The sequence below is a fragment of the Halomonas caseinilytica genome (assembly GCF_001662305.1).
GTDB lineage: Bacteria > Pseudomonadota > Gammaproteobacteria > Pseudomonadales > Halomonadaceae > Halomonas > Halomonas caseinilytica.
Genome location: NZ_BDEP01000016.1, coordinates 250199 through 264301, shown reverse-complemented (window position 1 = coordinate 264301; position 14103 = coordinate 250199). Strand labels below are relative to the sequence as shown.

Here is a 14103-nt window from a genome sequence, read left to right as displayed (position 1 = left end):
CCTCACTTGCATCGGATGGACCCATGACGCTCGCTGAAATCGCCCGACTGGCCGGGGTTTCTCGTACCACCGCCAGCTATGTCATCAACGGCAAGGCCCGGGAACGCCGCATCAGTCAGGACACTGTCGACCGTGTCATGGCCGTGGTGGGTCGCTACCACTACCGGGTCGATGCCCAGGCCGCCGCCTTGCGTCGCGGCTCCAGCCGGCTGCTCGGACTGATCGTTCCTGACTTGGAAAATGCCAGCTACGCGCGCCTGGCCAAGTTGCTGGAACAAGGCGCCCGACAACGCGGCTATCACCTGCTGATCGCCGGCTCGGATGACGACATGGCCGGTGAACGCGAACTGGCCCTGGCACTGAGGGCCCAGGGATGCGATGCGCTGATCACCGCCAGTTGCCTGCCGATGGAGGCACCCTTCTACCGGGATCTGATGGAAAGCGGATTACCGGTGGTGGCCATGGACAGAGGCCTGGACCCGGCGCATTTCACCAGCGTGGTCAGCAATGACCGGGATGCCGCCGAGCGGCTCACTCTCGCGGCGCTGGACGCTCCGGTAGAGCGCGTTGCCTGGTTCGATGCGGTACCCGAGCTCTCGATCAGCCGCGAACGCCGCGCTGGCTTTCAGGACGCCCTGGCCCGGCACGATGTGGCGGCCAGCCTGCACAGCGCGAAACGTTACGATCGCGCCGCCGGCGCCGAGCTGATGCGCGAACTGCTCGATCGACATGGACTGCCCGACGTGCTCATCACCGCATCCTACACGCTGCTGGATGGTGTCTTCGACGTCCTGCTGGCAGAGGGCCGGCTGCCCGATGATCTTCGCCTGGCGACCTTCGGCGATAACCGACTGCTGGACTTTCTGCCCCTGGCGGTGGACTCGGCGGTCCAGGACCATGCCCGCATCGCCGCCACCACCCTGGCCTGCGCCGAGTCGGCGGCCAGCGGCGACTACCGCCCCGGCCATCATGTCATCAGCCGAACCCTGCATCGACGCACCGCATCCCCGAGCCGGCGGCGAGGAGCCCGCGCCTGACGCGCCAGCCACCCGACCCGTGATTCATCATCGCGGCAGCAAGTCGTCGAACGCTTGCAGGGTGCGCGCCAGAAGCGTCTCCAGGTGCCGTACTTCGGCTTCCGCGTTATCCAGGGCGGCCTCCTTGCCGGCACGTTCCAGGCGCAAGGCCGCTTCGGCGACCTTCACCGCTCCCAGACTGGCAGACTCCCCCTTGAGTTGATGGGCCTGTTGTCGCATCGCCTCGCCATCGCGGCGCGTCACGGCGTCCCGCAATGCCGCCAGATGCTCACGGGACTGATCACGGTAGCGCGCCAGCAGGGCCGCCAGATCATCATCGCCGAGGCTTTCCCTCAGGGCACCGATGACCTCCTCATCCAGCCACTGCTCCGCCCCCGGCGAAACGCTCGTTGTCCCCACCTCATCCGTGCCCCGATGAAGATGGCGGCGCAACATCGCCTGCAGGGCATCCTGGAACAACGGCTTGACCAGATAGCCATTCATTCCAGCGGCCAGACATCGGGCCTGGTCGCCACCGGGGCCGCCGGCCGTCATGGCGACGATCGGCACCTCCGCCATCCAGCCACCACGCTCGCGAATCTGGCGCGTCACCTCCAGGCCATCCATGTCGGGCATCTGGACATCCATGAAGACGAGATCGAAACGCTCCGTCTCGAGACGCTCCAGCGCCTCGTGGCCGGAACTGGCCAGGCCGACACGACACCCCAGCTTGTTCAACATGGCGGTGGCCACCTGTTGATTGACGGGGTTGTCCTCCACGACCAGCAACCTGGCACCACTCAAAAGGTCGTCATCCTCTCGGCGGGCACCACTCTCCGGAAGGGCCGTATCCTCGGCGCCCACCACCAGCGGCAAGCGAACCCAGCAGCGACTGCCGACATGCAACTGACTTTCCATGCCGATACGTCCGCCCATGGCCTCCGTCAACCGCTTGCAGATCGCCAGCCCCAGCCCCGTGCCGCCGAAGCGCCGGGCAGTGGAGGGATCACCCTGCTGAAAGGGCTCGAACAGCTTCGACTGGCGCTGCTCATCGATACCGCAACCCGAATCGATGACATCGATGCCCAGCTCGCCCTCGTCGGTGACGAACGCCTCCACGCGCACCTCGCCTTGCGCGGTGAACTTGATGGCATTCGACAGCAGGTTCAACAGGATCTGGCGCAGGCGACCGGGATCGCTGACGACATGCGTCGGCAAGGCAGGATCGATCCATGCCACCAGCCGAACCCCCTGGGCTTCGGCACGGGGCGCGAAGAGCGACAGCGCCCCATTCACCAGTTCGGCAAGCGACAACGAGCGGGTTTCCAGGTCCAGCCGCCCCGCCTCGATCTTGGAGAAATCCAGGATGTCGTTGATCAGCTCGAGCAGACGTTGAGCACTGTCGTGGATGGTGTCGGCATAGTGTCGGGCGCCCTCCGGCAAGCGATGCTCCACCAGCAATTCGCTCATGCCGATCACGCCATTGAGGGGGGTGCGGATCTCGTGGCTGACGGTGGCGAGAAATTCCGACTTGGCCTGGCTGGCCGATTCGGCCCGGCGCGCCGTGACCTCCAGCTCGTCGCTGAGCGCTTCCAGGGCACGACGAGCGGCGGCATTGTCGCGGGATTCGCGAATCAGGAAGGTCACCACCATCATCGCCGACACGCTCATCGCCAGAATCAACACCAGCAGTAGGCCATACAGCCATTTCAGGCGCCCGCGCTCGCGGGTCGAGGCCTCTGCCAGATGGCCATTGATGGTCACGATCAAGCGTTCGGTAGGTTCGCTCAGGGCCACCAGTTGACGGCTCATCCTGGCGCGTGTCGCGGCATCCAGGGTATCGGCCTCGCTCAGGATGGCATCGAGCGCTTCGAGATGTTGCTCGATCTTGCCGGACAATTGCTCGGCCAGCGGAATGGCCGCGATGAGATCGGCGATCTCGCCGCCCTTCAGCAGCGTGAGTCGGCTATAGAGGAGCTCGAAGCGCAGCCGGACATCCTCGAGCGCGCCCTCGCCGGGTTCCTGCACCGCCAGGAAATTGCGCAGTTGCACGACATCGCGATCCAGCTTGTAGGCATGCCAGGTGGCATCCTCGCCCACGCGCCAGATCAGGCTGTCCTGTCGCCAGGCCACCAGCCCCACCACCAGCAAGGCGCCGGCAAACAGCACCAGCGCGGAAATGGCGCCGAGCTTGAGACGCAGAGGGTATTGCTGCAGCACCGATTTCTCCCACGGGGATCAATACACGAAGATGTGATGCACCTGCCATACCGAGCGAAAGCGGATGGCTTCGGTCATGAGTTCGGGATGCTCCTCGAAGGGATACACCACGAACAAGGGCCCGAAGTTGCGGATCGTCATCGGCTCGCCATTACGACGCATGGCCAGGATGACGTCGTAGCGTTCGAAATCGCTGACCGGGATGTCGGCCTCGAAACCGTTCAAGGCCCTGACTCTCACTTCATCGCCGTTGGCCCCCACAGCCTCCAGCAGGGCCGAGAAGAGCGGGCCCTCGAAGCGGCCCGTGCCGGGTTGCCAGGGCGTTCTCGTGACGATGGTGCGAGATGGCAGGCGATCGAGCATGGCACGATCGAAGCGAGCTTCATCGCCGACATTGGGATGCTCGATATCGCCCCGGATCGTGAGGACCACCTCACCGCTTGGCGATGGCAAGGGCATTGCCTGGACGGCGGTACCCATGGTCGCCACCACCAGGCCAACGATCATCGCAAGCACAGACATGGGAGACATCTCGATTGCCGATCATGTCGACAAGCCTACGCGATTCACGTGCCACATGCAGTGACAGTCTCGTCACACAATGCCCCGGGACGCCCGCAGCGTCCGGGGCACGGCGGCCGGCCTGCGCACCGGTCAGCGCACGATCATCACCGACACCTTGCTGTGATGCACCACATGCTCAGCATTGGGACCGAGGACATAATCGGCAAACTTTCGCTTGGTGTGTGAGGCCATGACGATCAGATCGGCCTCGACTTTCTTGGATGCCTTGATGATCGCCTCCCAGGGCGAGCCCTCGACGATCACGCTCTGGACCTGAACATCCTCCGGCACATGGTCACGGATGAACGCATGCTGTGCATCGCTTACCGCCTTGCGCGCCTTGTCGGCGAATCCCGCGGGGAAGAACCCGCCGACCAAGGGCATCTGGACATCAGGCAGTACGGTGACCACATGCAGGGACGCACCGAAACTACGGCACAACGTCAGTGCCGTGGGCAGCGCCTTGGACCAGGAGGCCTCCTCGTTGAGGTCCACCGGCAACAGGATCTTGTTGTACATGGCTTACCTCCTCAGGCCGCTACCGGGTCGCGACCGCGATCCCGGCGCCGACGCTGCAGCAATACCACCAGGGCAAAGACCAGGAACGCCGGTATCCACATCCATTCCTTCGTCCAACGCTCTACGGGTGCCTGTACCTCGATGATCTCCTGATCGAAGTCGAAGCCGAGCTCCTTCGCCTGGCTACCGAAGGTCACCATGTCGACCACGGCTCGGTCACCCTCCGTGCGCAGCTCGAGTCCGAGGTTGGTCATCCGCTCCTCGCCACTGTCGCCATCCGGCACCGGCAGGGTCATGTAGGTCGTCAACGGGTCGCCGTAGGGCCCCTCCCCTCGAATCTGCAAGCGCAAGGTGCTGTCCTCGTCGACATTGCCCAGCGCCTCGACGAATTGCGTCGGCGGGATAGAACGGTACGGGTCATGGATCATGTCCATCCAGAAACCGGGACGGAACAGCGTGAACGCCACCAGCAGCAGCAGGATCGACTCGTACCAGCGATTGCGGGTGATCATGAAGCCCTGAGTCGCCGCCGCGAAGATCAGCATCGCCACCGTCGCCACCACGAAGATCAACACGCCCTGAAGGGGCGAGACATCGATCAACAGCAGGTCGGTGTTGAAGATGAACAGGAAAGGCAGCGCAGCGGTACGCAGGCTGTAGTAGAAAGCCTGGAAGCCGGTGCGGATGGGGTCGCCCCCCGACACCGCCGCAGCGGCGAACGACGCCAGCCCCACCGGCGGTGTGACATCGGCCATGATGCCGAAGTAGAAGACGAACAGATGCACCGCGATCAGCGGCACCAGCAGGCCATTCTGCTCGCCGAGCGTCACGATCACCGGCGCCAGCAGGGCCGATACCACGATATAGTTGGCCGTGGTGGGAAGCCCCATGCCGAGGATCAAGCTGAGCACTGCGGTGAACAGCAGGATCAGCAGCAGGTTGCCCATCGACAGGATCTCGACCACATCGGCCAGCACCAGGCCCACGCCGGTCTGGGAGACGGCCCCGACGATGATACCGGCGGTAGCCGTCGCGATACCGATGCCGATCATGTTGCGAGCGCCGGTCACCAGGCCGTTCCACAGGTCCAGAAAGCCTTCGCGGATATCGGCACCGACATTGCTGCGATGGCGGAACAATGCTGTGATGGGACGCTGGGTCAGCATGATGAAGATCATGAAGACGGTGGCCCAGAAGGCCGACAGCCCCGGCGACAGACGCTCCACCATCAAGCACCAGATCAGCACGATCACCGGCAGGATGTACTGCAGGCCGACCATCACCGTGGGGCGTGTCTGCGGCAGCTTGTAGATCGGTTCGTTGGGGTCGTCGAGCTCAAGCTCGGGATAGCCCGAGGCCAGCTTGAGCAGGGCCACGTAGATCGCCGCCAAGGCCAGGGCCACGACCCAGGGCGTGGCATCCCCGAGCACCGGCTTGAGCCATCCCAGCCCGTAATAGACCACCAGCGCGGTCACCATCATCAGCAACAGGCCACCAAGGAAGCCGATCACCTTGCGCGCCAGCGGCTTGGCCGGATTGCTGCTCTCCAGCCCCTGCATGTTCGCCTTGAGCGCCTCGAGGTGCACGATGTAGATCAGGGCGATATAGGAGATCAACGCCGGCAGGAAAGCGTGCTTGATGACCTCGACATAGGAAATGCCCACATACTCGACCATCAGGAAGGCCGCCGCCCCCATCACGGGAGGCATGATCTGGCCATTGACCGACGAGGACACCTCGACGGCGCCGGCTTTCTCCGCGGAAAACCCGACCCGCCTCATCATCGGGATAGTGAAGGTACCGGTCGTCACGGTATTGGCGATCGACGACCCGGATATCAGGCCGGTCATGCCGGACGCCACCACAGCGGCCTTGGCCGGGCCACCCTTGTAGTGCCCCAGCAGCGAGAAGGCCACCTTGATGAAATAGTTGCCGGCGCCGGCCTTATCCAGCAAGGCACCGAACAGCACGAACAGGAACACGAAACTCGTCGACACCCCCAGAGCGATGCCGAACACCCCCTGGCCGGTCAACCACTGGTGGTTGATCAAGCCATCGAGGCTCACGCCGCGGTGAGCCAGGATGCCGGGCATCCAGGGGCCCGCCAGGGAATAGATGATGAAGATGCTGGCAATGATCGTCAGCGGCGGCCCCAGGGCGCGTCGCGTGGCCTCGAGCAACAGCAGCAGACCGATCACCCCGACGATGACGTCCTGCAGGATCGGCGCCCCGGGTCGCTGGGACAGTTGATCGTAGAACACGAACGTATAGGCCGCGGCAGCCGCCGCCAGAATGGCCAGCCCCCAATCCATCAATGGAATACGGTTACGCGGCGAGCGCTTCAACGCCGGGTAAGCCATGTACGCCAGGAGCAAGGCAAAGGCCAGGTGAATCGAACGCGCCTCGGTGGCGTTGAAGACCCCGAAGCCCAGGATGAACGGCAGCGGAGAGGCGATCCACAGTTGAAAGAGCGACCATGCCGCAGCAATGCCCACCAGCAGCTTGCCCGGCATTCCCGCTGGCTTGCGGGCACCCGAGTCACTCGAGGCAACCATATCCTCGAGATCGACCTCGGCGCCTGGCCCTCTCTTGTTATCCTCAGTCATATGTATGTCCTGCTCTGAATCGGTTGACACTTCCCGTGCGTCGCCGGCGACCGACCGGCACCACCAACGTAAAGCGCGGCCCCTCGACAAGGGGCCGCGCATTCTTCCATGAGATACGCGATCTCATCCAGTCCCGATCACTCGATCCAGCCCTGCTCGCGATAGTAGCGCGCCGCCCCTTCGTGCAGCGGTGCAGACAGCCCTTCGGAAACCATGTCCTCGGGGTTGAGGTTGGCGAAGGCCGGGTGCAGTTGCTTGAAGCGATCGAAGTTGTCGAACACTGCCTTGACAGTCTGATAGACGACGTCGGGATCGGTGTCGGTGGAGGACACGAAGGTAGCCGCCACACCGAAGGTCTCGACGTCATCCGGATTGCCCTTGTACAGGCCGCCCGGAATGGTCGACATGGAATAATAGGGATACTCTTCGACCAGTCCCTGGATGGTCTCGTCATTGAGCGGGACCAGGCGGGAATCGACGGTGGTGGTGGCTTCCTGAATGGCCCCGTTGGGATGGCCGACCACATATGCCATGACATCGATGTTGTTGTCGGCGAGAGCGGAAGCCATCTCGGCGGCATCCAGCTCGGAAGCCAGGGAGAAGGTATCTTCGGTCCAGCCCTTGGCATCCATCACCACTTCCATGGTGTTGCGCTGCCCGGACCCCGGATTGCCGATGTTGACACGCTTGCCTTCCAGGTCGTCGAGGGTTTCGACGCCGGAATCGGCGCGGGCCAGCAGGGTCAGCGGCTCGCCATGGACGCGGAACACCGCCCGCAGGTCTTCGTAGGCATCGCCCTCGAAGTTGCCGGTGCCATTGTAAGCCTGGTACTGAACGTCGGACTGGGCGACCCCCATGTTCAGCTCACCGCTGCGGATGCCATTGATGTTGGCCACCGAGCCGCCGGTGGAGGGAGCGTTGCACTTGATGTTGGCGTCTTCCAGCCGGTTCACCAAGCGACACACCGACTGACCGACCACGTAATAGACGCCGGTCTGACCACCGGTACCGATGGTGATGAACTGCTCTTCTTCCTGCGCCATGGCCGGCGATGCGAACATCGCAGCCCCGAGCAAGGCGCCGGAAAAAGTGGCGGCGGAGAAAACATGGCGTTTCATGGACACACCTCATTGTGACGTTATGGTCGAAGCGTTCGATCGGCGATCTCCTGTCGACGATCGTCGGCGGATTGACCGCCCCTTCCTACTTTAGCGGAAACTGCAGCAACATGGTGCGGCATCTTGGCTGTCTTTGCCGTGACAGTCTAGCCGGCCACAACGTTTAGCGTTCGTTAATTTTCATGTCTGACGGCCGACGGCGCAACAGCGTGTCTCGGCACGGCGGTTGCCGTCATGTCTCACTGATCCCAGACTGATAAAGCATAGCCCCGGACGAGGAAATCGACATGCAGGCTCCCGACCCGCTCATCGAATGCACACAAGGGGACATTGCGCGCCAGGACGACATGGAGGCGGTGGTCAACGCCGCCAACGCTGCCCTGCGCAGTGGCGGCGGCGTGGCAGGCGCCCTGCATCGCGCCGCCGGCCCGGCGCTCGCCGAAGCCTGCCGCCCCTTGGCGCCTATCCAGCCCGGCCAGGCGGTGATCACCGAGGCCTTCGCGCTGCCCAACCACTATGTCATCCACTGCCTGGGGCCGGTCTACGGCATCGACGAACCCTCCGATACCCTGTTGGCCGACGCTTACCGCAACGCCCTTCACCTGGCCCAACAGTACGATATCGGGCGACTGGCCTTTCCGGCGCTGTCCACCGGCGCCTTCGGTTATCCGGCCTCCGAAGCGGCACGCATCGCCCTGTCCACGGTATTGGCCACCCTACCAGACTGCCCGGCCGTTCGGCGGGTTCGCTTCGTGCTGTTCGACAACGCCAGCCGCGCGTTGCACCAGCAGTGGCTCGACACCCTGGTCAGCAACTAGCGGCAAGCGGACACGCGCTTCGCAGCACAGGCCACGAAACCCGGGAATGGAGGCCAGGAGCGGAGCCGGGGCTAGACGTTATAGCCGAGCACCTCGGGCAACCACAGTGCGATGCCGGGGAAGATGGCCACCAGCGCCAGGGCGCTCGCCATGGCCACCACGAAGACCATCGCCCAGCCAACGGTCTGTTCCAGGCGTACGCGGGCCACCTCGGTAGTGACCATCAGATTGACCGCCACGGGCGGCGTGAACTGGCCAATGGCAATGTTCATCGCCAGCAGGATGCCGAACCACACCGGATTCCAGTCGAAATGCTGCATGACCGGTATCAGGATCGGCATCAGGATCAGATAGATCGAGATGGCATCGAACAACATACCGGCCACCAGCACCGCCAGCATGATCAGCACCAGCAATAGCGTCCCGTTGTCGGAAAGACCGATCACCCACTCCGCCAGGTGCCGGAAGGTGCCCAGGGTGGTGCCGGCCCAGGCAAAGATGCCGGCCAGGGCAATGATCAGCATCACCACGCCGGAGATCACGGCGGCTTCGCCGAATAGCTCCCACAGGTCGCGCCAACCGAGTTCGCGGGTCAGCCAGAGCCCCACCACCACGCCATAGGTGACGGCCACCACCGCCGCCTCGGTGGGCGTGAACAGGCCACTGCGCAACCCGCCGAGGATCAGCACCGGTGCGAAAAGCGCCGGAATGGCCTGACGAAAGCTCTCGCCGAGCGGGGGACGCTCGGCGTCTTCCGGTGCCTCCCAGCGATAGCGGCGCGCCAGCCACCAGGCCGGCACCAACAGTGCCGCACCGGCCAGCATCCCCGGGAAGAGACCGGCAGCGAACAATGCCCGCAGATCCACCCCCGGCACCACGATGGAGTACAGGATCAGCGCCACCGAAGGCGGGATCAGGATCGCCGTGGATGCCGAGGCGGCGATCAGCGTCGCCGAAAAGGGGCGCGGGTAGCCGGCCCGCGTCATGCTGGGCAGCATCACCATGGCAACGGCCGCCGCATCGGCAGGCCCCGAGCCGCTCATGCCGCCCATGATCATGCACACCAGCACCGCCACCAGTGCCAGCCCGCCATGACGAGGGCCGATCAGCGCCTGGGCAAAGCGCACCAGTCGTGCCGCCACTCCCGCACGTTCGAAGATCAAGCCAGTGAGGATGAACAGCGGGATGGCGATCAAGGGATACTTGGCGACACTGTTGTAGGTATTGGTGCCCAGGGTCGCCAGCATCGAAGGAGACAACCCGGCGACGATGCCCACCGCTCCGGACAGGCCCAGCGAGAAAGCCACCGGCACCCCGGCGATCAGCAGGCCGGCGAAGGCCAGCAGCATCCAGAGGTCAGGACTCATCATCGAGCTCCCCACGCAGGCGGTCGAGGGTCTGCTGGCACTGGCGCCACAGCATCAGTATGGCAAGCAGCGGCAGCCAGACCAGATACCACCACTGGGGCAGCCCGAGACCAGGCGAGCGAGTTTCCCACTGGTACTCCTGCCAGGCCAGCTTGGCACCAAACCAGACGATCAGCCCCAATACGACGAGGCCACAAAGGCCCTGGAAGAGGATCAGGGCAGGACGCACGGCGTCCGGCAAGGCCCGCTCCAGCAGACCGATGCGAATATGGCGGTGGCGACGCAGCGCCACCGACGCACCGGCGAAGGTCAACAGCACCAGCAGGAAGACCGAAAATTCCTCGGTGAAGGCAAAGGAAGCATCGGTGACATAGCGCACCACCACGTTGGCCAGGCTGATCAGGCCGATGATCAGGATGGCCAGGGTCGCGAGCACACGCTCGAGTCTTGCGTCCGGACGTTTCATGACAGGTATTCTTGACGGATAAGGGAACGCCCGGTACCACGACCGGACGCATTCAAGGCATCACTCCGCGTCGATGTCGCGGCGGGCCGCCTCCACGATGGCCTCGCCGATTCGCGGCACCCATTTTTCATGAACCCTCTCGGTGGCCTCGACGAAGGCCTGATGCTGTGCCTCGGAAAGCTCAGCGACTTTCACCCCGCGCTCGCGGATCGCCTCCAGCCGCGCCGCTTCTTCCTCGCGCGTCTTGGCGATCTCCCAGGCACCGGCCTCGACGGCCGTCTCGCGCAGCATCTCGCGCTGCGACTCGGAGAGCGAGCCCCACACCTGTCGGTTGGCGGCGAACACCAGCGGGTCGTTCATGTAGTTCCACAGGGTCAGGTGCGTCTGCCCCACCTGGTCGATGCGTGCCACATCGAACACCGACAGAGGGTTTTCCTGACCATCCACCGCACCGGTGGTCAGTGCCGGCTTGGCATCGGCCCAGCTCATCTGGGTCGGGTTGGCGCCCAGGGCAGAAAAGGTGTCCTGGAACAGTGGCGAGCCCACCACGCGAATCTTGAGGCCCTCGAGGTCGACTGGCTCGTCGATGGCACCGCTGGAGTTGGAAAGCTGGCGGAAGCCGTTCTCCCCCCAGGCCAGCGGCACAACACCCTTGTCCTCGATGGCGGAGAAGATCATCTGCCCGGCCTCACCACCGGTCACCGCATCGACGGCTTCCTCATCAGGCAACAAAAAGGGCAACGAGAACAGGTTGAGCGCCGGCACCTGGGGCGACCAGTTGATGGTCGAGCCGACTGCCAGGTCGATCAAGCCGGAGCGCATGGCCGAGAATTCCTGAGTCTGGTCACCGCTGACCAGCTGGGCATTGGGATAGACGCGCAGCGTCAACTCGCCGTCAGAGCGTTCTTCCACCAGCTCGGCCCATTTCTGCGCAGCCTGTCCCCACGGGAAGGCATCGGACAAGACGGTGGAAACGGAAAGCTCCCGGGCCTGGACGGTCAACGCCGACGTCAGGAGGGCGGCGCCGGCCAGGGTGGCGGCGAATCTTGCGAGGGGGCGGGTCGTTGGCATGGCGAGTCCTTGGTGTCCGCGTCGTGGTTATTGATTATCAAAAGACACGACGGAAACCCCGAGCCGTCCGTCCAGAGCATCGCCACGCTCCCTGGCCTGTCAGCAGCTCGTTGCATCGGCCGGGTCATCGGTCCTGCTCGATGCTCCCTGATCTCGGGGTTCTCCGTTGTTCACGGCCTTTCAATATGCATGCAAGACACGGCTCCCCACAAGGGGGCCCTCAAGCGGCGTCGGCATATTTCGATGAACACTTATGTACACAAAAATCGTTGATAAGGAATCCTCTAAAACTTATAACTGTATACAAGCACTGTCACACACCATCGCCTCGCTTGTTCACAAGCGATGAAAACAATAACAAGCTTCGACCGCGTCTCTCAGCCGCTCCGTGGCGCACCTTGCCACCGACAGTGCCGGATTGCCCGACGGCTGGGCGCCCGAGGCATCGGCCCACTCCAACGACAACAGCCGACAATGGAGAACCATGATGCTCAACAAGACCCGACTCGCCCTGGCCGCCGCCACGTCGCTATGCGTGGCCCAGAGCGCCAATGCGGCCCTTTTCAGCACCACCAAGGTGGAAGCCCTGTACGGCTGGAATTACGAGGACCAGGCAGGGGCCGGCTTTCCCATCGACAACGAGGAACACGCCATCCTGACACTGGCCAATGCCACGGGCTGGACCTACGGCGACAGCTTCTTCTTCGCCGATGTCACCAACCTCGATCACGGCAGCGAAGGCGAGAACGACTTTGGCAGCGTGCACGCAGAGTGGAACCTGCGCGGCAATATCGGCGAGCTTACCGGCCGCGATCTCTCCGCTGGACCAGTCAGCGATCTCTACGTCACCGGGCAGCTGGATATCGACCGTAACTCCTCGGTACGCAAGACCATCCACATGGCAGGGCTGTCCGCCGACCTGGAGATCCCGGGCTTCCAGTTCTTCAAGCTCTACGCCATGTATCGCAACGACGAGAGCAGTGCCGCCCGCGGCAGTTCCGAGCAGTACACGGCAGTCTGGAACCTGCCCTTCACACTGGGCGGTGCAGACTTCACCTTCGAGGGGTTCGTTGACTACATCACCGAGGAAGGCGACCTGGAAGCCCAGTTGCTGACCCAGCCACAACTGGTCTGGCATGCCACCGAGCATCTCGGCATCGGCATGGAGTACCAGCATTGGGAAAACAAGTTCGGCCTGGCGGACACCGACGAGTCCTTCCCGCAGGCCATGATCCGCTGGACCTTCTAGGCTCTGGGCGACACGTGCCGGCGCTCGTCGACCTTTCGTGCAAGGCCCGGCCTGCCTCGGAAAGCATCGGCGGGAGGCTTCATGGCGGCCCAGGGCCGCCATGGGGGCTCAGCGAGGCGGTTCCTTCACCTCACGCCCGGCACCGGGTCTGATATGCTGACGACTTCCTGCTAACCATCGACCAAGGAAGTCTCGTGCCGCTACGTGACCTGTCCATCGGCCTGGGTGTCATCGTCATCTGGGCGCTGAACATCATCGTCATCAAGGTCGGGGTGACCGACATGCCGCCCTTGCTGCTGACCACCCTGCGCTTTGCCCTGGTGGCCTTGCTGCTCGTGCCCTTCCACCCGGTCGCCCGCCACCAGCTCCCTTTTCTGGCCTTGCTGTCGTTGACCTTCGGCACGCTGCACTTCGCCCTGCTGTTCATCGGGCTCGGCCAGGCCGAAGCGGGTACCGGCGCCTTGCTGGTGCAGATGGGCACGCCCTTCGCCACCCTGCTGGCGGTGATCGTACTCAAGGAACGCCTGGGACTGCGGCGCCTCATCGGCCTGATCCTCTCCTTCGGCGGGATGGTGGTACTGGCCGGCGGCCCGACACTGCCCGCTCCCCTGCCTACCGCCCTGCTGCTCACCAGCGCGCTCGGCTGGGCCATCTCTCAGTTACTGATCAAGCGCGGTCCCAATGTGTCCCCCCTGGCCCTGGCCGGTTGGGTAGCGTTGTTCGCCATTCCCCAGGTCGCACTGGGCTCCTGGTGGTTCGAGCGGGATCAGTTGGCCGCCCTCGGCGCGGCCGGCTGGGTCGGTTGGGGAGCCGTCTTCTACACAGCAGTGATGTCCTCGATCGTCGCCTATGGCGCCTGGTATGGCCTGCTGCGTCGCCACCCCGTCAATCGTGTGGTGCCATTGACGCTGCTGGTCCCGGTGCTGGCCGTGGGGCTCGGCGTCTTGATACTTGGCGACACGCTGGGCCCCCACAAGCTGATCGGGGGCGGCCTGGTGATCGCCGGTATCGGCTTGATCGTGTTGCGCTTCAAGGGCGGAGCGCGTCGCCAAGCATCGTGACAGGCCCGACACGGGGTCGGGCCAGAGG

Annotated in this window: 12 protein-coding genes; 4 read left to right on the top strand and 8 right to left on the bottom strand. The window is 63.9% G+C overall.

The features are described from left to right. The first annotated feature begins 23 nt into the window (after window positions 1–23). Window positions 24–1037 (top strand): catabolite repressor/activator, encoded by a 1014-nt coding sequence (gene cra, locus A9O65_RS11200; protein WP_064699784.1) that lies wholly within the window; start codon window positions 24–26, stop codon window positions 1035–1037. A gap of 27 nt (window positions 1038–1064) precedes the next feature. Here the strand turns inward: cra and A9O65_RS11195 are convergent, their stop codons facing one another. The 5 genes from A9O65_RS11195 to A9O65_RS11175 all read right to left on the bottom strand — a co-directional run bounded on the left by A9O65_RS11195 (window position 1065) and on the right by A9O65_RS11175 (window position 8043). Continuing rightward, the gene (locus A9O65_RS11195) at window positions 1065–3236 is read right to left on the bottom strand and encodes a response regulator (protein ID WP_064702145.1); all 2172 of its coding nucleotides are present in this window, start codon (window positions 3234–3236) and stop codon (window positions 1065–1067) included. 18 nt (window positions 3237–3254) lie between these two features. Continuing rightward, window positions 3255–3758 (bottom strand): putative pterin-binding protein, encoded by a 504-nt coding sequence (locus A9O65_RS11190; protein ID WP_342039353.1) that lies wholly within the window; start codon window positions 3756–3758, stop codon window positions 3255–3257. A 132-nt stretch (window positions 3759–3890) separates the two neighbouring features. Next, a complete protein-coding gene (locus A9O65_RS11185; protein ID WP_064699560.1) occupies window positions 3891–4319 on the bottom strand; it encodes a universal stress protein in 429 nt (142 codons plus the stop codon). A gap of 11 nt (window positions 4320–4330) precedes the next feature. Continuing rightward, window positions 4331–6925, bottom strand: coding sequence for a TRAP transporter permease (locus tag A9O65_RS11180; RefSeq protein ID WP_064699561.1), 2595 nt, complete (start codon window positions 6923–6925; stop codon window positions 4331–4333). Between the two features lie 137 nt (window positions 6926–7062). Further along, window positions 7063–8043: a TAXI family TRAP transporter solute-binding subunit gene (locus tag A9O65_RS11175; protein WP_064699562.1), complete on the bottom strand. Its 981-nt coding sequence runs from the start codon at window positions 8041–8043 to the stop codon at window positions 7063–7065. Window positions 8044–8330: 287 nt separating this feature from the next. On the opposite strand from A9O65_RS11175, the gene A9O65_RS11170 reads away from it, so the two are divergent. Further along, on the top strand, window positions 8331–8861 hold the full coding sequence (locus A9O65_RS11170) for a macro domain-containing protein (RefSeq protein WP_139180632.1): 531 nt from the start codon (window positions 8331–8333) through the stop codon (window positions 8859–8861). A 71-nt stretch (window positions 8862–8932) separates the two neighbouring features. Here the strand turns inward: A9O65_RS11170 and A9O65_RS11165 are convergent, their stop codons facing one another. Genes A9O65_RS11165 through A9O65_RS11155 form a run of 3 tightly spaced genes read right to left on the bottom strand, consistent with a single transcriptional unit; the run spans window position 8933 to window position 11765 of the window. Next, window positions 8933–10228: a TRAP transporter large permease gene (locus A9O65_RS11165; RefSeq protein WP_064702143.1), complete on the bottom strand. Its 1296-nt coding sequence runs from the start codon at window positions 10226–10228 to the stop codon at window positions 8933–8935. Beyond that, window positions 10218–10694, bottom strand: a complete 477-nt coding sequence (locus tag A9O65_RS11160) for a TRAP transporter small permease (protein WP_064702142.1) — start codon at window positions 10692–10694, stop codon at window positions 10218–10220. Before A9O65_RS11160 ends, A9O65_RS11165 begins: the two co-directional genes overlap by 11 nt. A gap of 60 nt (window positions 10695–10754) precedes the next feature. Further along, window positions 10755–11765, bottom strand: a complete 1011-nt coding sequence (locus A9O65_RS11155) for a DctP family TRAP transporter solute-binding subunit (RefSeq protein WP_064702141.1) — start codon at window positions 11763–11765, stop codon at window positions 10755–10757. A 484-nt stretch (window positions 11766–12249) separates the two neighbouring features. On the opposite strand from A9O65_RS11155, the gene A9O65_RS11150 reads away from it, so the two are divergent. Both A9O65_RS11150 and A9O65_RS11145 read left to right on the top strand, forming a co-directional pair. Then, window positions 12250–13014: an outer membrane protein OmpK gene (locus A9O65_RS11150; RefSeq protein WP_082920004.1), complete on the top strand. Its 765-nt coding sequence runs from the start codon at window positions 12250–12252 to the stop codon at window positions 13012–13014. A gap of 194 nt (window positions 13015–13208) precedes the next feature. Then, window positions 13209–14075 (top strand): DMT family transporter, encoded by an 867-nt coding sequence (locus A9O65_RS11145; protein WP_064699568.1) that lies wholly within the window; start codon window positions 13209–13211, stop codon window positions 14073–14075. The last annotated feature ends 28 nt before the right edge of the window (window positions 14076–14103 follow it).